The sequence below is a fragment of the Streptomyces sp. NPDC052910 genome, assembly GCF_055585605.1.
Genome location: NZ_JBVJJR010000003.1, coordinates 667799 through 685081, shown reverse-complemented (window position 1 = coordinate 685081; position 17283 = coordinate 667799). Strand labels below are relative to the sequence as shown.

The 17283-nt window shown below is 74.0% G+C and carries 19 protein-coding genes and 3 tRNA genes; 12 read left to right on the top strand and 10 right to left on the bottom strand.

All coding sequences use genetic code 11. The features are described 5' to 3' along the window. Positions 1-90: 90 nt before the first annotated feature. The gene (locus tag ACZ6X9_RS14085) at positions 91-1251 is read left to right on the top strand and encodes an RNA polymerase sigma factor (RefSeq protein WP_469778244.1); all 1161 of its coding nucleotides are present in this window, start codon (positions 91-93) and stop codon (positions 1249-1251) included. Positions 1252-1311: 60 nt separating this feature from the next. Here ACZ6X9_RS14085 and ACZ6X9_RS14080 read toward each other — a convergent pair whose 3' ends face one another. Next, positions 1312-2742: an FGGY family carbohydrate kinase gene (locus tag ACZ6X9_RS14080; protein WP_469778243.1), complete on the bottom strand. Its 1431-nt coding sequence runs from the start codon at positions 2740-2742 to the stop codon at positions 1312-1314. A gap of 42 nt (positions 2743-2784) precedes the next feature. Then, on the bottom strand, positions 2785-3072 hold the full coding sequence (locus tag ACZ6X9_RS14075) for a YtxH domain-containing protein (RefSeq protein ID WP_469778242.1): 288 nt from the start codon (positions 3070-3072) through the stop codon (positions 2785-2787). Positions 3073-3279: 207 nt separating this feature from the next. Here ACZ6X9_RS14075 and ACZ6X9_RS14070 point away from each other — a divergent pair. The 3 genes from ACZ6X9_RS14070 (at position 3280) to ACZ6X9_RS14060 (ending at position 3698) form a co-directional block, all read left to right on the top strand. Beyond that, positions 3280-3352: transfer RNA gene (locus tag ACZ6X9_RS14070), tRNA-Asn, on the top strand. A 5-nt stretch (positions 3353-3357) separates the two neighbouring features. Continuing rightward, positions 3358-3433 (top strand) — tRNA-Asn (locus tag ACZ6X9_RS14065). A gap of 191 nt (positions 3434-3624) precedes the next feature. Then, positions 3625-3698 (top strand) — tRNA-Ile (locus tag ACZ6X9_RS14060). A 103-nt stretch (positions 3699-3801) separates the two neighbouring features. On the opposite strand, the gene ACZ6X9_RS14055 is transcribed toward ACZ6X9_RS14060, so the two are convergent. Beyond that, entirely contained in the window at positions 3802-4851 is a 1050-nt protein-coding gene (locus ACZ6X9_RS14055) for a DUF1259 domain-containing protein (protein WP_469778241.1), read from the bottom strand. A gap of 181 nt (positions 4852-5032) precedes the next feature. On the opposite strand from ACZ6X9_RS14055, the gene ACZ6X9_RS14050 reads away from it, so the two are divergent. The 3 genes from ACZ6X9_RS14050 to ACZ6X9_RS14040 all read left to right on the top strand — a co-directional run bounded on the left by ACZ6X9_RS14050 (position 5033) and on the right by ACZ6X9_RS14040 (position 6592). Next, on the top strand, positions 5033-5419 hold the full coding sequence (locus ACZ6X9_RS14050; RefSeq protein ID WP_469778240.1) for a thioredoxin family protein: 387 nt from the start codon (positions 5033-5035) through the stop codon (positions 5417-5419). Then, positions 5412-6050, top strand: a complete 639-nt coding sequence (locus ACZ6X9_RS14045; RefSeq protein WP_469778239.1) for a histidine phosphatase family protein — start codon at positions 5412-5414, stop codon at positions 6048-6050. Before ACZ6X9_RS14050 ends, ACZ6X9_RS14045 begins: the two co-directional genes overlap by 8 nt. A 116-nt stretch (positions 6051-6166) precedes the next feature. Further along, positions 6167-6592 carry an OsmC family protein gene (locus tag ACZ6X9_RS14040; RefSeq protein ID WP_469778238.1) on the top strand — a complete coding sequence of 142 codons (426 nt, stop codon included), beginning with the start codon at positions 6167-6169 and terminating at the stop codon, positions 6590-6592. An 87-nt stretch (positions 6593-6679) separates the two neighbouring features. Here the strand turns inward: ACZ6X9_RS14040 and ACZ6X9_RS14035 are convergent, their stop codons facing one another. From ACZ6X9_RS14035 to ACZ6X9_RS14025, 3 genes are all read right to left on the bottom strand, one after another. After that, entirely contained in the window at positions 6680-7303 is a 624-nt protein-coding gene (locus ACZ6X9_RS14035; RefSeq protein ID WP_469778237.1) for a sortase domain-containing protein, read from the bottom strand. Positions 7304-7427: 124 nt separating this feature from the next. Continuing rightward, positions 7428-8012, bottom strand: coding sequence for a hypothetical protein (locus ACZ6X9_RS14030; protein WP_469778236.1), 585 nt, complete (start codon positions 8010-8012; stop codon positions 7428-7430). Positions 8013-8084: 72 nt separating this feature from the next. Continuing rightward, positions 8085-8546 (bottom strand): MarR family winged helix-turn-helix transcriptional regulator, encoded by a 462-nt coding sequence (locus ACZ6X9_RS14025; RefSeq protein ID WP_469778235.1) that lies wholly within the window; start codon positions 8544-8546, stop codon positions 8085-8087. Between the two features lie 88 nt (positions 8547-8634). On the opposite strand from ACZ6X9_RS14025, the gene ACZ6X9_RS14020 reads away from it, so the two are divergent. Both ACZ6X9_RS14020 and ACZ6X9_RS14015 read left to right on the top strand, forming a co-directional pair. Next, positions 8635-9657 (top strand): NADP-dependent oxidoreductase, encoded by a 1023-nt coding sequence (locus ACZ6X9_RS14020; protein ID WP_469778234.1) that lies wholly within the window; start codon positions 8635-8637, stop codon positions 9655-9657. Positions 9658-9698: 41 nt separating this feature from the next. Beyond that, complete coding sequence (locus ACZ6X9_RS14015) at positions 9699-10127, top strand: organic hydroperoxide resistance protein (RefSeq protein ID WP_469778233.1); 429 nt, start codon at positions 9699-9701, stop codon at positions 10125-10127. 25 nt (positions 10128-10152) lie between these two features. Here ACZ6X9_RS14015 and ACZ6X9_RS14010 read toward each other — a convergent pair whose 3' ends face one another. Continuing rightward, complete coding sequence (locus ACZ6X9_RS14010) at positions 10153-10887, bottom strand: carbon-nitrogen hydrolase family protein (protein ID WP_469778232.1); 735 nt, start codon at positions 10885-10887, stop codon at positions 10153-10155. 7 nt (positions 10888-10894) lie between these two features. Beyond that, positions 10895-12181 (bottom strand): pyroglutamyl-peptidase I, encoded by a 1287-nt coding sequence (locus ACZ6X9_RS14005; protein WP_469778231.1) that lies wholly within the window; start codon positions 12179-12181, stop codon positions 10895-10897. Between the two features lie 109 nt (positions 12182-12290). On the opposite strand from ACZ6X9_RS14005, the gene ACZ6X9_RS14000 reads away from it, so the two are divergent. After that, on the top strand, positions 12291-13103 hold the full coding sequence (locus tag ACZ6X9_RS14000; RefSeq protein ID WP_469778230.1) for an MgtC/SapB family protein: 813 nt from the start codon (positions 12291-12293) through the stop codon (positions 13101-13103). Positions 13104-13235: 132 nt separating this feature from the next. Here the strand turns inward: ACZ6X9_RS14000 and ACZ6X9_RS13995 are convergent, their stop codons facing one another. Continuing rightward, positions 13236-14129 carry an SGNH/GDSL hydrolase family protein gene (locus ACZ6X9_RS13995; RefSeq protein ID WP_469778229.1) on the bottom strand — a complete coding sequence of 298 codons (894 nt, stop codon included), beginning with the start codon at positions 14127-14129 and terminating at the stop codon, positions 13236-13238. A 323-nt stretch (positions 14130-14452) separates the two neighbouring features. On the opposite strand from ACZ6X9_RS13995, the gene ACZ6X9_RS13990 reads away from it, so the two are divergent. Next, positions 14453-14947, top strand: a complete 495-nt coding sequence (locus ACZ6X9_RS13990; protein WP_469778228.1) for a DUF3145 domain-containing protein — start codon at positions 14453-14455, stop codon at positions 14945-14947. Between the two features lie 46 nt (positions 14948-14993). Then, positions 14994-15884, top strand: coding sequence for an NAD(P)-dependent oxidoreductase (locus ACZ6X9_RS13985; protein ID WP_469778227.1), 891 nt, complete (start codon positions 14994-14996; stop codon positions 15882-15884). A 73-nt stretch (positions 15885-15957) separates the two neighbouring features. On the opposite strand, the gene fabF is transcribed toward ACZ6X9_RS13985, so the two are convergent. Next, positions 15958-17220, bottom strand: coding sequence for a beta-ketoacyl-ACP synthase II (gene fabF / locus ACZ6X9_RS13980; protein WP_469778226.1), 1263 nt, complete (start codon positions 17218-17220; stop codon positions 15958-15960). Positions 17221-17283: the final 63 nt, after the last annotated feature.

The window sequence follows — 17283 nt, the reverse complement described above, 5'->3', positions numbered from 1 at the left end:
GGCGAAAGGGCGGGCCCGGGGCGCAGCCCGCGCAGCGTCACCCTCCGTCCACAGAAAGTGGTCGCACGACCCTCGTGGCGGAGCCGCGTCGTGCCCCACACTGGTGGGCGGTGCCGCCGCCGCGCCGAGACTCTGCCCAGAGCAGCGATCACCCTGGAGGTCGCCCCCGTGCAGACCCGGACCCCTACCCTCCCCGAGGCCCTGGCCGACCCCGTAGGGGCCGTTCCGCGGCAAGCCGGGCCGCCACCGCCCGAGACCCTGGCCGACGAGCCGGAGCCGCTTCCGGAGCGGGAGCGCGACCGCGACCGTGACCGCGAGCGGCGCGCCGCCGAGACCGGCGGCCCGTCCTCGGACCTGTTCCGCCAGTACCTCCGCGAGATCGGCCGGATCCCGCTGCTCACCGCGGCGGAGGAGGTGGAGCTGGCCCGCCGGGTGGAGGCCGGGCTGTTCGCCGAGGAGAAGCTGTCGAACGACCCCGACCTCGACACCTGTCTGGCGCTCGACCTCGACCGTCTCGTCGTCCTGGGCCGGATGGCCAAGCGCCGCCTGATCGAGGCCAACCTGCGCCTCGTCGTCTCCGTCGCCAAGCGCTACATCGGCCGCGGGCTCACCATGCTGGATCTGGTCCAGGAGGGCAACCTCGGGCTCATCAGGGCGGTCGAGAAGTTCGACTACGCGCGGGGCTACAAGTTCTCGACGTACGCGACGTGGTGGATCCGCCAGGCCATGTCCCGGGCCCTGGCCGACCAGGCCCGTACGATCCGTGTCCCGGTGCACGTCGTCGAGCTGATCAACCGCGTCGTCCGGGTGCAGCGCCGGATGCTCCAGGAACGCGGCAGCGAGCCGACGGCCGAGGAGGTCGCCGCCTATCTCGACCTCTCCGAGGAGCGGGTCAGCGAGGTGCTGCGCCTCGCCCAGGAGCCGGTGTCGCTGCACGCGCCGGTCGGCGAGGAGGACGACGTCGCGCTCGGCGACCTCATCGAGGACGGGGACGCCGCCTCGCCCGTCGAGTCCGCCGCGTTCCTGTTGCTGCGCGAGCACCTGGAGGCCGTGCTGTCCACGCTGGGCGAGCGTGAGCGGAAGGTCGTGCAACTGCGGTACGGGCTGGTGGACGGCAGGCCGCGGACGCTGGAGGAGATCGGCCGGATATTCGGCGTCACCCGGGAGCGGATCCGGCAGATCGAGTCCAAGACCCTCAACAAGCTGCGCGACCACGCCTTCGCCGACCAGCTCCGCGGCTACCTGGACTGACGCCCTGCCGACTGACGTCCTGCCGGACCGGCGCCCTGCCGAATGACGTCCTGCCGCGCGCTACTGCTGGAACGCCCCCGGGTGCGTCTGCTCGCGCACCGTCGCGTACTGCTGCCGCACCGCGTGGCCCGACGGCAGGTCCTCACCCGGCTCGAACACCTGCCCGGCGCCCTGCGGCCAGCGCGGCGGCTCCTGCGGGGACAGCACGCCGTGCTGCACGCCCAGCGCCCAGGCGGCCTGCCGGGCCGCGCCCAGCGCCGCGTAGTCGGCCGGCTGGGGGACGACGACCTGCGTCCCGAACAGGGCCGGGGCCAGCGCCTGCACGGCCGGCAGCTCCGCCGCCGCGCCCAGCAGGAACACCCGCCGCACCACGACGCCGCGCCCGCGCAGCACGTCCAGCGCGTCCGCGAGCCCGCACAGCATCCCCTCGAAGGCGGCCCGCGCCAGGTGCTCCGGCTTCATGCTCTCCCGTCGCAGCCCGGCCAGCGTGCCCGCGGTGTGCGGCAGGTGCGGGGTGCGCTCGCCCTCCAGGTAGGGCAGCAGCACCAGCCCGTACGAACCCCAGGACGAGAGCAGCGCCCGCTCCGAGAGCCCGGCCAGGTCCAGGCCGAGCAGCTCGGCCGTGCCGCGCAGTACCCGGACGGCGTTGAGGGTGTGGACGACGGGCAGGTGCATGCCGGTGGCGTCGGCGAACGAGGTAATGGTGCCGGAGGGGTCGGTCAGCGCCTGGTGGTGGACGGCGAAGACGGAGCCGGAGGCGCCCAGCGAGATCACCGCGTCGCCCGGCCCCACGCCGAGGCCGAAGGCGGCGGCCATGGTCTCGCCGGTGCCGGCGGAGATCAGCAGGCCCTCGGGGGTGTGCCCGGCCGGCTGGGCGGGCGCGAGGACGTCGGGGAGCGCCGCGGTGTGCCCCAGGGCGAGTTCGACCAGGTCGTGACGCCACTGGCCGGTGGCGGCGGACCAGTAGCCGGTGGCCGAGGCAGCGCCCCGGTCCGTGGTCCGGCGCGCCGGCCGGCCGAGCAACTGCCACACCAGCCACTCGTGCGGCTGGAGCAGCATGGCGGTGCGGGTCGCCGACTCGGGTTCGTTCCTGGCCAGCCAGCGGAGCTTGGCGACGGACATCGCGGACTGCGGCACCGTGCCGACGGCCTCCGCCCAGGCGGCCCGGCCGCCCAGCGCGTCGGTCAGGTCGGCGGCGGCGGGCTGCGCCCGCTTGTCGTTGCCCAGCAGCGCGGGACGGACGAGCACCCCACCGGCGTCCAGCGTCAGCAGCCCGTGCTGCTGCGCCGAGACGCCGATGGCCTGGACGCCTTCGAGCAGCCCGCCGGCGGCGGCCTCGCCGAGTGACATCAGCCACGCCTGGGGGTCACCCTCGGCGGCGGACGGGGGATGGGGCGCGTACCCCTGCCGGAGCACGGCACCCGTGTCCGCGTCGCAGACGACGATCCGTGTGCTCTCGGTCGAACTGTCCAGCCCCGCGACTATGCCCATGCCGAGGATGATGCCAAACGGCCGACGCCCGCCCGCATCCGGTCAGGTGTTGGTGGTGCCCCACTCGTCCTCGTCGGGGGTCCGCTGCTCGCGCAGCGAGCGGACCCGGTCCGCCACCGAGCCGGGGACCCGTTCGCCCACTTTGCCGAGGGCACGGCCGGCCAGGGCCTTGCCGTTCACCGCGGCGGTTTCCGCGGTGTTCCGCACGGCCGGGTTCTGCGCGATCCGCCGTGCCCCCTTGCGCAACTGCTCGTACCGCTCGCGGCCCGCCCGCGCGCCGAACACATAGCCGACGGCGGCGCCGGCGATGAACGTCAGCCGGTAGCGCATCACACCCCATCCTTCCCTCGGATCCCGTGGAACCCACGGCCTCGCGGGCCCCTGCCGGGCTGTGCCCGCCGCCTACCCTGTGTGCCCGGAGGTCACTCCGGGCAGACCGATTGGCGGAGCACCCCCCTGCTTGCGCTAATGTATGTCTCGCAGCGAGCGCACGCCGCCCGGGAGACCGGACGAAGATGCATTCGAGGCACGCGATGATCCCCTGTAGCTCAATTGGCAGAGCAGCCGGCTGTTAACCGGCAGGTTACTGGTTCGAGTCCAGTCGGGGGAGCGCGATCCTCTGTAGCTCAATTGGCAGAGCAGCCGGCTGTTAACCGGCAGGTTACTGGTTCGAGTCCAGTCGGAGGAGCCACCCGGAAGAGGACCCCCGCGGGGGTCCTTTTTTCATGCCGGGATTTCCCGCCGGGCGGGAACCATCCCGCCCCGCCCGCAGTCCTCAAGGTCAGGCTGGTCACACGATGTGCCCCCACCGGGGCAACAGATCGTATGAGCGGCTATGCTGCGGCAGACGGCGCGCACAGATGTGCGCGACGCGCCGTGAACGGGGCGGTAGCTCAGCCGGTTAGAGCAGCGGACTCATAATCCGTCGGTCGTGGGTTCGAGTCCCACCCGCCCCACACGAGCGATCCGTTCGAAAGAATGATCCAGCCCGCCGTCCCGCGGGCAGCCGGGCCGCCACTGTTTCCGTGACGGCCCTTCGCCGTATCCGGCGCCGGGTTCTCAGCCCATGGCGGCCGCCGCCGAGACGTTGGTCTTGACCACCGCGGCGCGCAGCGCGCGGGCGAGGCGGACGCCGTCGCCGACGCCCCAGAAGTGCAGGAAGAACAGGCGCGGGTCGTCGGTCAGCATGTGGCTGTGGATCGAGACGATGTCGATCCCGCCGCGCCGCAGGGTCCTGATGACGTCCTGCACCTCGTGGCCGGTCATCACGAAGTCGCCGTTGACGATCGCCTTGCGCTTCCCGACCGGCTGGAAGGAGATCGCCGTGGTCGAGCCGGTCATCCGGGGCAGCACCCGGTCGTGGTCGACGATGGTCTCGTTCCGGGCGAAGGCGATCTTGTAGATGTCGCCCTCGACGTCGCCCTGGGCGCCGAGCGCCTTGTCGATGCCCGCCATGTCCAGGTCGAGCTGCTTCTTGACGGGCAGTCCGGTGCCGGCCGGGGTGCCGGTGGCACGCAGCGCCTGGCGGAGCGCCTCGGCCAGGTAGCCGGCGTCCTCGTGCATCCCGTGGACGTGCATCCACCAGACCGCCGGCTCGTGCGACAGCAGGTGCTTGTGGATCGCGGTCTGGGTGATGCCGCGCGCGTCGAGGACGTCGATGACGCGCTGCATCTCGCGCTCGGTGACCGCCATGTCGCCCATCATCATCGTCTTGCCGTCCTCGTAGCGGAGGAAGGAGACGAACGACCCGACGCCCAGGCTGGGTTTGACGGCGTAACCGTAGGAGCTGACCTTGAGGTCGTGCCGGAGGAAGCCCATGCGGTAGACCTGGTTGCCGGCCAGCCGGCCGCGGTGCTGGAGGATCTCGGTGACCTCCGCCCAGTCCGACTCGCCGGTGGACGCCGGGTGGACCAGCGCGCGGCGGCCGCCGCACGGGTCCGGCGTGGTCCGTCCCGGCGCGGCGGTGCCGGCCCGGGCCGGTCCGGCGCCGGCCAGTATCGGCACCAGCGCGGCGGTGGCCAGCACCAGGCGCCGTGAAGTCTGTGACGTCGATGTACGGACCTGCTCGTCGTGGGGTCTGCCACCGCTCTGCGGTCTGTCGCCGGTCATACAAAAGCACCTCCGGCGATGATGTAACCACGGTCACACCGGTTCGCCGCGGAGGCGGCTGTAGGCCATCCGGTGGCTGCGGAATAGGGCGCACCGGTACCGGGTTACCGCTGCCGGGCCCCCACCGGGCCGATCGCCGGGCCCCTCACCGGGCCGACCGAAGGGAAGCGGGTAGACGCGCATGAGCAGCACCGTGGAGCTGACCAAGGAGAACTTCGACGGGACGGTCTCGGACCACGGGTTCGTTCTGATCGACTTCTGGGCCGCCTGGTGCGGGCCCTGCCGGCAGTTCGCCCCGGTCTACGAGCGGGTGGCCGGGCGCCACGAGGACCTGCTGTTCGGCAAGGTCGACACGGAGGCCCAGCCGGAACTGGCCGCCGCCTTCGAGATCACGTCGATCCCCACCCTGATGATCGTGCGCGACAACATCGCCGTCTACGCTCAGCCCGGGGCGCTCCCCGAGGCCGCGCTGGAGGACGTCATCCGGCAGGCCCGCGCCCTCGACATGGACGAGGTGCGCGCCGCCGTGGCGCGCGAGCAGAAGGAGAGCGGGCGGGACGGTGAGTGAGCTCCTCCTCGTCCGGCACGGCGAGACCGAGTGGAGCCGCGACGGCCTCCACACCAGTTGGACCGACCTCCCGCTGACTGCCCGCGGCGAACGGCAGGCGGCGGCGCTCCGCCCGCTGCTCGCGGAGCGGACCATAGGCCACGTCCTGGCCAGCCCGCGCGCCCGCGCGCTGCGCACCGCGGAACTGGCCGGGCTGCGCGGCGTACGGATCGAACCCGAGCTGCGGGAATGGGACTACGGCGGTTACGAGGGGATCACCACCGCCGAGATCCACAAGGAACGCCCGGACTGGTTCCTCTTCGACGACGGCGTCATCCCCGGCCCGGACGGGCACCCCGGCGAGACGCCCGCCGAGGTGGGCGCCCGCGCCGACCGGGTGCTGGCCCGGATCGAGCCCTGGCTGGCGGCGGACGACGGGGATGTCGTCCTCGTCGCCCACGCCCACTTCCTGCGGGTGCTGACGGCCCGCAGGCTCGGGCTGCCGCCGTCGGCCGGCGCGCTGTTCCGGCTGGACACCGCGACCGTCAGCCGGATCGGCACCGAGCACGGGCGGCCCGCTCTGGTGGCCTGGAACACACCGGCTCCGGAGGGGCGTGTCGGAGCGGTGCGGCCGGGGAACGGAACCGGATGATCGACCGGGGCGTCGCCCCGATGGCCGTACGGCCGTACCGTCCGATCGTTCCGCCGTGTACCGGGGACACCGACCGCCGGTGCCCCCGGCATCCGTCACACCCCTGGAGGACCGCCATGGCCACCACCCGCACCGCGCACACCGTCTGGGAGGGCGAGCTGCTCAACGGCAGCGGCACCGTCACCTTCGACTCCTCCGGCATCGGCTCGCAGCCGGTCTCCTGGCCTTCCCGCGCGGAGCAGGCCAACGGGAAGACCAGCCCGGAGGAGCTGATCGCCGCCGCCCACTCCAGTTGCTTCAGCATGGCGCTCTCGCACGGCCTGACCGGCGCGGGCACCCCGCCCACCCGCCTGGAGACCAAGGCCGACGTCACCTTCCAGCCGGGCGAGGGCATCACCGGCATCCACCTGTGGGTCCGCGGCGAGGTGCCCGGTCTGGACGAGGAGGGCTTCGCCGCGGCGGCCGAGGACGCCAAGAAGAACTGCCCGGTCAGCCAGGCGCTCGCCGGGACGACGATCACCCTCTCGGCCGAGCTCGGCTGACCCCCGGCGCACGGGCCGGCCGCCCGGTGGGAGCAGCGGACTCATAATCCGTCGGCCCTCCCGAACGCGGTGGCCCGCCCCCGGCCGTCACGACCGCAATACCGCGTCCACGACGAGGGCACGGTGTTCGTCCCGGCCGCCCGGGTCGGCGCCCGCGCAGGTGACGAGGCGCAGGGCCCGTTCGGCGGGGGCCGTCGCCGGTTCCTTCCGGGTGGCGAAGGCGGCGTCGCGGTCGAGGGTGCGGACGGCCGTCACGGTGAACCGCAGGACCGCGCCGTCGCCGCGTTCGACCTCCACCACCGCGCCCTCGCGCAGGGTGCCGAGCTTCCGGAAGACCCCGGCCCCGCCGCCGCCCCCGTCGCCGTCCTCCCGGTGCCCGACGAGGACGGCGGTGCCGGGCCGGCCGGGCAGGGCGCTGCCGGTGCACCAGCCCGCGGTGCCGCTGTGGTCCCGCGGCGGCTGCCGCACCGGGCGGCCGGTGTCCCGGTCGGTGCCGAGGCGGATCAGGGGGCTGTCCACGCCGAGGGAGGGGATCCGCACCCGCTGCGGTTCGGCGGGGGAGGCCGGGGCGGTGACGGCCTTGGAGTCGTCGATCCCGCCCCAGGAGCAGCCGGTCAGCCCGGTCAGCAGGGCCACCGGCAGCACGAGGGCGGCCAGGACCAGCGCGGTCCGGGCCAGGGTGGTGCGATGCGGCCAGAGGGAGGGAGCCATGGGGTTCCGTCCGGGACGGGAACAGGGGACGCGCCCACGCTACGGACGCCGCGCGGGGGCCCGCCTCGGGTAAACGGCCGGGTCCGCCGCCGGCCGCCTCGTCCGAAAGGAGGAGACGCCGGGGTCAGCGCACCAGCCGCTGGTAGAGCCCCCAGGTGAACTCGGCCACGTGCTCGCGCCGCGCGCCGGACGCGTCGGGGGCGGTGAAGGCGAGCTGCCAGCGGGTCGGGGCCGTGCCCTCCATCGGGCGGGCCGGGGCGAAGGCGCGGGCCACCTCGTCCACCGTGCACGACCAGGGCCGCAGCTCCTCGATGGTGCGCGGGACGGGGGAGGGGGCGCCGGGCGCCCGGACCAGCCACTCGTTCCAGACCGCGCCGCCCGGCGCGGTGAGCACCTCGAACCGCAGGTCCGGCCAGAGCGGCACCGGCCAGGCCGCGGCCTCGGCGGTGAGGTCGCCGATCCGGCGCTCGGTGACGGTCTCGGGCGGGCCGAGGACGGCGCGGTAGCGGGCGCCGGCGCCGCGCCGCCGGGGCGAGCGCAGCATGGCCTGCCACCGCCGGTTGGCCTCCCGCAGGGCGGCGCGGCCGGTGTTCAGCTCCCGCAGGGCGTCCTCGACCAGGCCGGGCTGGTGGTCGGCCATCCGGCGCAGCAGGACGAGCTGGAAGTCCAGGGGGGTGAAGGGCGGCGTGGGGCCGGGGGTCGCGTCCATGGGCCCATCGTGCCGTGGGCGTGGGTGCGGCGGGTGCGGTGGGTGGGGCCGTACGCGGCCCGTCCCGAGGTCTCAGGGCGCCTCCTCGCCGTCGTCGTCCGGGATCTCGCCCACCACGCGGCGCAGCAGGTCGCGCAGGTGCCGTCGCTCGTCCCCGGAGAGCCCGGCCAGTGGCTCCCGGGCGAAGTCCAGCTCCTCGCGCAGTTGCCGCGCGGTCTCCCGGCCGTCCTCGGTGACGGCGGCCAGTTTGACGCGGCGGTCGGCCGGGTCGGGCCGGCGCTCGACCAGGCCGCGGGCGGCGAGGCGGTCGACGATGCCGGTGACGTTGGACGGCTCGCACTTCAGCTTGCGGGCGATCCGGCGCATGGGCAGCGGTTCCCGGGACAGGAGGGCGAGGAGGCGGGCCTGGGCGCCGGTGAGCGCGTGCCGGCCGGCCGCCGCGTCGTACTCCTCGTGGTAGCGCGTGACGACGGTCGCGATGAGCTCGACGACCTCGATCGTCACGGGGTCGGGGCGGGGTGTCGGCGGGGCCATGGAAGAAGAGTACCCAGTTGCTTGACAACCTAAAATATCTAGGTCAACTATTGTTTCAGTACCTGAAACAACGCAGGAGGTCCTTCCGATGTCCGCACCGCTCCCCGGCACCACCCGCGCCTGGCACCTCGTCTCCTACCCCAAGGGCACCCCCACCCCCGCCGACTTCGACCTCCGCGAGACGCCGCTCGCCGAGCCCGCCGAGGGCCAGATCGCGGTCCGCAACCTGCACCTGTCGGTCGACCCGTACATGCGCGGCCGGATGACCGGCAAGAAGACCTACGTCGAGCCCTTCGCGCTGGACAAGCCGATGACCGGCGGCGCGGTCGGCGAGGTCGTCGCCTCGCGCGCCGAGGGCTTCGCCGTCGGCGACCACGTCCTGCACGACCTCGGCTGGCGCGAGCACGCCGTCCTCGACGCCAAGTACGCCGTCAAGGCCGACGCCGGCGACGTACCGCTCTCCGCCTACCTCGGCGCGCTCGGCATGCCGGGCATGACCGCCTACGCGGGGCTGCTGGAGGTCGCCTCCTTCAAGGAGGGCGACGCCGTCTTCGTCTCCGGCGCGGCCGGCGCCGTCGGCAGCCAGGTCGGTCAGATCGCCAAGCTCAAGGGCGCCTCCCGGGTCATCGGCAGCGCCGGCTCGGACGAGAAGGTGCGCCGCCTCGTCGAGGAGTACGGCTTCGACGCCGCCTTCAACTACAAGAACGGCCCGGTCGCCGAGCAGCTCGCGAAGGCCGCGCCCGACGGCATCGACGTCTACTTCGACAACGTGGGCGGCGAGCACCTGGAGGCGGCCATCGGCGCCCTCAAGCTGCACGGCCGCGCCACCCTCTGCGGCGCCATCTCGCAGTACAACGCCACCGAGCCGGCGCCCGGCCCGCGCAACCTCGCCCTGATGATCCAGAACCGGCTGCGCCTCCAGGGCATGATCGTCATGGATCACGGCCACCTCCGCCCGCAGTTCTTCCAGGAGGTCGGCGGCTGGATCCGGTCCGGCGCCCTCAAGCGGGACGAGACCGTCGTCCACGGCATCGAGAACACCGCCGACGCCTTCCTGGGCATGCTGCGCGGCGAGAACACCGGCAAGATGATCGTCTCCCTCGCCGGCTGACTCCCTTTCCCTCAGAGACCCTCGGACACCAGGAGCACCCCATGAGCATCCAGCCCGTCGACGTCGCCTACACCGCCGTCGCCACCGCCGAGAACGGCCGTGACGGCCGCGTCGCCAGCAGCGACGGCAAGCTCGACGTCGTCGTCAACCCGCCGAAGGAGCTGGGCGGCAGCGGCGCGGGCACCAACCCCGAGCAGCTCTTCGCCGCCGGTTACAGCGCCTGCTTCCAGGGCGCGCTGGGCGTCGTCGCCCGCCAGGAGAAGGCCGACATCTCCGGCTCGACCGTCACCGCCGAGGTCGGCATCGGCAAGACCCCCGAGGGCGGCTTCGGCCTGAAGGTCGCCATCTCGGCGCACATCCCGAACGTGGACGAGGCCACCGCCCTCGCGCTGGTCGAGAAGGCGCACCAGGTGTGCCCGTACTCCAACGCCACCCGCGGCAACATCGAGGTCGCGCTCTCCGTCCGCTGACGCCCGGCGCGGGGGCCGGACGCCGTCAGAGCGGCACGTCCGCCGTCACCACGCCCGACGCCGCCTCCGGCGCCCCGGCGAGGAGACCGCCGTCCGGCCCCCACACCCCGCTGCCGCCGCAGCCGACGTAACCGCCGGCCGGGCCCACGTGGTTGGCGAGCAGCACGTACATCCCGGTGTCCCGGGCCAGCGCCGGGAAGAGGCGCTCCCGCTCGTCCCGGCCGCCCTCGCTCCCGTACAGCGAGGTGGCCACCAGCAGCGCGCAACCGTCCGCCGCCGCCCGGGCGCCGACATCGGGGAAGTCGACGTCGTAGCAGATCGCGAGGCCGATCCGGACGCCGTCCAGCACGAACCGGCCGTCCTCCGCGCCCGCCGCGAAACCGGCCGCGGCCTCCTTCTCCGTCACGTGCCGCTTGTCGTAGCGGACGAGCGGCGTGCCGTCGGGCCCGTACACGAACGCGCTGATCGTCGGCCCGGAACCGGCCTGACGGGGGCTTCCGGCGCAGTTGACGACGGCCGCCGTGCCGGTCTCCCGGCAGGCCGCGCGGAGCGGGCCGAGCCGGGGGTCGGCCGGCTCCAGGGCGAGCCGGCCGGGGTCGGCGGTGATCGCGGCCAACTCGTAGCCGCTGGCGGCCAGCTCGGGGAAGGCCACCAGCGCGGCACCCCGCCCGGCCGCCTCGCGGACCAGCCCGGCCATGGTCTCGACGTTGGCCCCGATGTCGCCCGGCCGGGCCGTGAACTGCGCGCTTGCGATGATCATGCGCTCATCATGACCGCCGGAGCGTCCCCGCGGCCACCCCGAGCAGCGACCTGACCTGCGCGGTGATCCGCTGCCGGTCTCGCTCGAACTCCGGGTCCGTGACGCTCCCCGCCGGTGACCGGTTGTCCGCGCCGAACCGCAGCACCGGTGTGTGCAGATGGCCGCCCGGCACGGCGAGGCGGGTGGCGTCGCGCAGCAGCGTCGCCCGGTACGCGATCTCGTTGGACAGGTAGTCGCCCCCGCCGCCCTCGCGCGCCGCCGAACCCGGCGTCGGCCCGTCCGGCCGCTCGACGGGTGTGTCCGCACCGGCCGGGACCTCGGTGACCGCGGTGTTGTCGTACACCGGGAACGGGCCGGTGGCCGCCGAGGTCAGCGCGGTGTACGGCAGCGTGGTCCGCGTCCACTGCGGCTGCGGGCGCACGGTGGGGATCCCGGCGGGTATGGGCACCGGGCCGGGGCCGCCCGTGAGCCGCTCGTTGTCCGTGGCGCCGCCGCGCCAGGCGCCGTTGGTCCGCTCCACGTCGAAGCGGTCCGGGCGGCCCTGGCTGATGGTGGTGAACAGGTCCACCCGGCGCGGCCCCGGCCGGAAGTGGGGGAGCAGCGTCCGCTCCACCGTGCCCCGCGCGAAGTCCTCCCAGCGCACCGGGAAGACGGCCGCCTCCACCCGGGCCGGGCCCGCCGGGGTGTCGATCACGGTGCCGTCCAGCGCGAGCGCCGCCGCGCCCGACGGGTTGGAGCGGCGGGTGTCGTCGTCGAGCCGGAACGGGTCGAAGCCGGTGACCAGCACCCGCTTGACCTGGTGGCCCGCCGGGAAGTCGATCGAGTCCTGGCCGCGCGAGCCGCGCTCCAGCGCGTCCAGCAGGGCCGCGCGCCGCTCGTCGGACAGCGTGAACCCCGGCTTCCAGGCCCGTAGTTCGCGGGTGAGGCTCAGCCGTGCCCAGTACAGCGGCCGGTCGTCGTCGCGGGGCAGGTCGCCGGCCGCGGGGCCGCGGCCCTGGGCCCGGTCCACCGCGCGCCGCCAGAGCCGGTGGCCGGCGTCGGCCGCCGCCCGTTCGGCCTGCCCGGGCGTCCGGGCGCGGGCCAGCGCCCCGGCGAGGTCGCCGGCCGCCCCGTCGAAACCGGAGCGCCGCAGGATCTCCTGGGGCACCCGCCCGTCCAGCCGGCTCTCCTCCCGCGTCGGCCGTACGGGCGTGGGGGCGGCGGTCGCCAGGGGAGCGGCGAGGCAGGACAGGGCCAGCGCGGAGGCGACGAGGGCGGCGCCCGGAAGACGCGGTGCGAGCGTGGTGAGTCTCATGGGGCCGTATGAAATCAGCGTTGTCCACATCGCGGAAGGGGTGGCCCCGCCACCCGTCCCACCGAAGGATTCAGGCCCCCCACCGACTGCTTTCAGGCCACAATGACGCATGAACACAGCCGAGTTCATCGCAGCACACCCCCTTGTATCCCCCGGCCCCTCCGGTCACTCCTGGGCGTCCGCGCTGTTCGGCACGGGCGCCGGACAGGGCGCCCGGCAGTTCACCGAACTGGGCCTCGCCCTGCTCCTCTCCTCCCTCATCGGCCTCGAACGCGAGCTCCAGCAGAAGAGCGCGGGACTGCGCACCCACACCCTGGTCGGGGTGGGCAGCGCCCTCTTCGTGGAGGTCTCCCTGCACGGTTTCGGCCCGGCGAACGGCCTGGCCGGCTCGGCCTTCGACGGTTCGCGGGTCGCCGCGCAGATCGTCTCCGGCATCGGCTTCATCGGCGGCGGCCTGATCTTCGTCCGCCGTGACGCGGTCCGCGGTCTGACCACCGCCGCGACGATATGGCTCACCTGCGCCGTCGGCATGGCCTGCGGCGGCGGGCTGCCCCTGCTCGGCGCCGCCGCCACCGTGGTGCACTTCCTCGTCGTACGCGGCTTCCCGCTGCTCACCCGGCGGCTGACGGCGGTCCCCACGGTCGAGCGGTTCGAGCTGCTGCTCTCCTACCGGACGCGGCGCGGGGTCCTCGGGCGGGTGCTGGAGCTCTGCACCAGCCAGGGGTTCCGGGTCACCGACGTGCACATCCACTCCGAGTCCCGGGACGGCGAGAACGGCAGGGGCAAGGGGAAGGGGCGGGAGGCCGAGGTGGTGCTGGGGCTGGAGGGACGCAAGCCCGCCCACCCGCTCGTCGAGGAGCTGACGGACTGGGAAGGCGTCTTCGACGTCGGCCTGCGCGCCCACCGCGACAGCACCGAATGACCCACGAACACACGTACCACACGCGCGAGTTGGCCCTGCGAACGGCGATCATCCGCTACCGTGCGGAACGGGTGGGGGCGGTGTCACCTGACGGACGCCGCCCCCGCCCGCCCTTCCGCCGCGGACCGGGCGTCAGCGGCCCCCGGCCGTGATCCGCCGGTAGGCGAGCTCGGCGAGCCGCCGCTGCCCCTCCTTGCTGGGGTGGAACCAGTCCCAGTGGCTGAGGTCCGCGCCGGTGAAGCCGTAGGAGTGCACCGAGCCCCCGTCGTAGCGGCAGAGCAGGTCACGGCGGCAGACGTCCTCCAGGGCGGCGTTGTACTCCGTCACCCGCCGCTCCACCTTCTCCCGCCGCTCGCGGGTGGGGGCGTCCACCAGCTCGGAGTCCCGCAGCATCGACGGGCAGATGCCCAGCTTCCACACCTGCTTGCCCAGCGGACTCTTGCTCCCCTCCGACCACAGCCGTTTGAGGTCGGGGACGCTCGCCACATAGACCTGGGTCTTCGGCAGCGACCGGCGGAGCTCCTTGAGCGACCTCTCGAAGTCGGCCCGGAAGTCCTTCACCGGCGTCATCTCGGCCACGTCGGCCCGGCAGGCGTCGTTCGCCCCGAGCAGCACCGTCACCAACTGCGGCCGGTGCGGGACGGCCGCGCGCACCTGGCGGGGGAGGTCCGCCATCCGCGCGCCGGTCCGGGCGAAGTTCCAGCTCCGGGTCTCCGGCGAGGGCAGCAGCCGGGCCGCCAGGCTGTCCACCTCGGTGCCGGTGGCCCAGGAGACCTCCGGGCAGTCCTTGAGCAGCCGGCAGGCGTCGTACCCCCGGGTGATCGAGTCGCCGAGGGAGGCCAGGGAGTCGGGCCGGGTGTTCCAGACGGGCCCCGCGCTCGCTCTCGGCTTCGCCGCCGGGCGCTCCGCCGCCGCGCCCGGAGCCCGGTCGTCACAGCCCGCGGTGAGCAGCCCCGCGGTCAGCGCGGCCACCGCCGTGAGCGCCGCGGCGGCGGCCCGCGACGGGCGGTCGGTGCCGATGCGCATCGTCTTCCCCCTCCGGCCGGGTGACAGGTGTACTGGACCGACGGTACGTCACCCGGCCGGCGTCCCGGCGGCGCGCGGGGTTCCTCCCGGGAGTGACCGAGGCCTTACGGGTCCTGTCCGCACCACCACTGCGCCGGATCACAACACGTCACATCCTGTCCCTTTCCGGAAAATTGCCCCCTATGGTGTTTACTGTTGGTAACCTCGCGAGCTGGTGCGGGAGGGGCCATGGGGACGGAACCGTCCGGTGCCGCCCCGGGCGGGACCGGTACGGACGCGAGGCCGCTGAGGAAGGCGAACCTCGAACCGCACTGGAGGTCCCGGTGACGACACGTGGCGTTCTCTACGTGCACTCCGCGCCGCGCGCGCTCTGCCCCCACGTCGAGTGGGCCGTCGAAGGGGTGCTCGGCGCCCGCGTCACCCTCGACTGGATCCGGCAGCCCGCCGCCCCCGGCACCTGGCGCACCGAGTTCTCCTGGCAGGGCCGCCCCGGCACTGCCTCCCGCCTCGCCTCCGCCCTCCGCGGCTGGCACCTGCTGCGCTTCGAGGTGACCTCCGACCCCGCCGCCGGCACCGAGGGCGAGCGCTACAGCTCCACCCCCGACCTGGGCGTCTTCCACGCGGTCACCGGCGTCCACGGCGACATCCTGGTCCCCGAGGACCGCCTCCGCGCCGCCCTCGGCCGGGCCCAGCGCGGCGAGACCGACCTGGCCACCGAGGTGGCCGGCCTCCTTGGCAAGCCCTGGGACGACGAACTGGAACCCTTCCGCCACGCGGGCGAGGGCGCCCCCGTGCGGTGGCTGCACCAGGTGGTGTGACCGGCGGACTTGCCTTCGAGCGCGCTCCAGCCCGTACGGTTCCGGCATGACCCACACCGCTTCCGTCGCCGTCCTCGGCACCGGCATCATGGGCGCCGCCATGGCCCGCAACCTCGCCCGCGCGGGCCTCGACGTCCGGGCCTGGAACCGCGACCCCGCCAAGGCCGAACCGCTCGCCGCCGACGGGGTCCGGATCGCCGCCACCCCCGCCGACGCCGTCCGGGACGCCGGCACCGTCCTCACCATGCTGTACGACGGCGCGGCCGTCCTGGACGTCATGCGCCGGGCCGCCCCCGGGCTGCGGCGGGGCGCGGTGTGGCTCCAGTCGACCACCGCGGGCCTCGACGTCCTCGACGCGTTCGCGGCCCTCGCCGACGAGCACGGCGTCGTCCTCGTGGACGCCCCGGTCCTGGGCACCCGGGCGCCGGCCGAGAAGGGCGAACTCACCGTCCTCGCCGCCGGGCCCGCCGCCGTCCGCCCCGCGCTCGCCCCCGTCCTGGACGCCGTGGGCACGCGGACGGTGTGGACGGGCGAGGACGGCGCCGCGGGCAGCGCCTCCCGGCTCAAGCTGGTGCTCAACAGTTGGGTGCTGACCGTCACGCACGGCGCCGCCGAGGCACTGGCGCTCGCCGAGGGGCTGGGCGTGGACGCCCGCGACTTCCTGGCGGCCGTCGAGGGCGGCCCGCTGGACATGGGCTATCTGCGGGCCAAGTCCGCCCTGCTGCTCGACGGCGGTCTCACCCCGCCGAGCTTCGCGACCACCACCGCCGAGAAGGACGCCCGGCTCATCGTGGCCGCCGGCGAGCGGGCCGGCGTACGGCTCGACGTCGCGGCGGCCGGCGCGGAGCGCTTCCGGCGGGCCGTCGAACAGGGGCACGGCGACGAGGACATGGCGGCGTCGTACTTCGCGAGCTTCGAGGAACCGCGGGAGCGGTGAACGCCGAGGGCCCGCCCGGTCGATGAACGACCGGGCGGGCCCTCGTGCGTCAGGAGCGCGCGGCAGGCGGGCGTCAGACCGTCCGCAGGGCGAGCACCACGTTGTGGCCGCCGAAACCGAACGAGTTGTTGATCGCCGCGATGGTGCCCTCGGGCAGCTCGCGGGGCTCGCCGCGGACGATGTCCGCGTCGATCTCGCCGTCCAGCTCGTCGACGTTGATGGTCGGCGGGGCGACCCGGTGGTACAGCGCGAGGACGGTCGCGACCGTCTCGACACCGCCCGCGCCGCCCAGCAGGTGACCGGTCATCGACTTGGTGGCGGAGACCGCGACGTGGTCGAGGTCGTGGCCCAGCACCTTGCGCAGCGCCTTGATCTCCGCGAGGTCGCCCTGCGGGGTCGAGGTGGCGTGCGCGTTGAGGTGCATCACCTCGGACGGCTTGAGGTCGCTGGAGTCCAGCAGGCCCCGGAGCGCCGCGGCGATGCCCCGGCCGGTGGGCTCGGGCTGCGCGATGTGGTGGCTGTCCGCGGACAGGCCCTGGCCCAGGATCTCGCAGTAGACGCGGGCGCCGCGGCGGGCCGCGTGCTCGGCCGACTCCAGGACGACGACGCCGGCGCCCTCGCCCAGGACGAAGCCGTCCCGGTCCTTGTCGTAGGGGCGGGAGGCCTTCTCCGGCTCGTCGTTGTTCTTGGACATCGCCATCATGCTGGCGAAGGCCGCGACGGGCAGCGGGTGGATGGCCGCCTCGGTGCCGCCCGCGACGACCACGTCGGCGCGGCCGGTGCGGATCATCTCCACGGCGTAGCCGATGGCCTCGGCGCCGGACGCGCAGGCGCTGACCGGGGTGTGCACGCCCGCCTGGGCGTTCACCTCCAGGCCGACGTTGGCGGACGGGCTGTTGGGCATCAGCATCGGCACCGTGTGCGGGGAGACGCGGCGGGCGCCCTTCTCCTTGAGCACGTCGTACTGGTCGAGCAGGGTCTGCACGCCGCCGATGCCGGAGGCGATGACCGCGCCCAGCCGCTCGGGGGCGATGGCCGCGTCGTCACCGGCCCGGGCGGTGTAGCCCGCGTCGGCCCAGGCCTCGCGGGCCGCGATCAGCGCGAACTGCGCCGACCGGTCGAGCTTGCGGGTGAGGGGGCGGGGGAGGACCTCCGAGGGGTCCACCGCCGCCGTGGCGGCGATGCGGACCGGGAGGTCGGCGAACCGCTCGCCCTCCAGGGACTTCACGCCGGAGCGACCGGCGAGCAGTCCTTCCCAGGTAGACGCGCTGTCGCCACCCAGCGGTGTGGTTGCGCCGATACCGGTGACGACCACGGTGCGATTGGTCGAGTTCACAGGAATTCTGTCTCCACGAATAGAAGTGCTGGAAACGCCACCCGCCGGGGTGGCGACGAACGC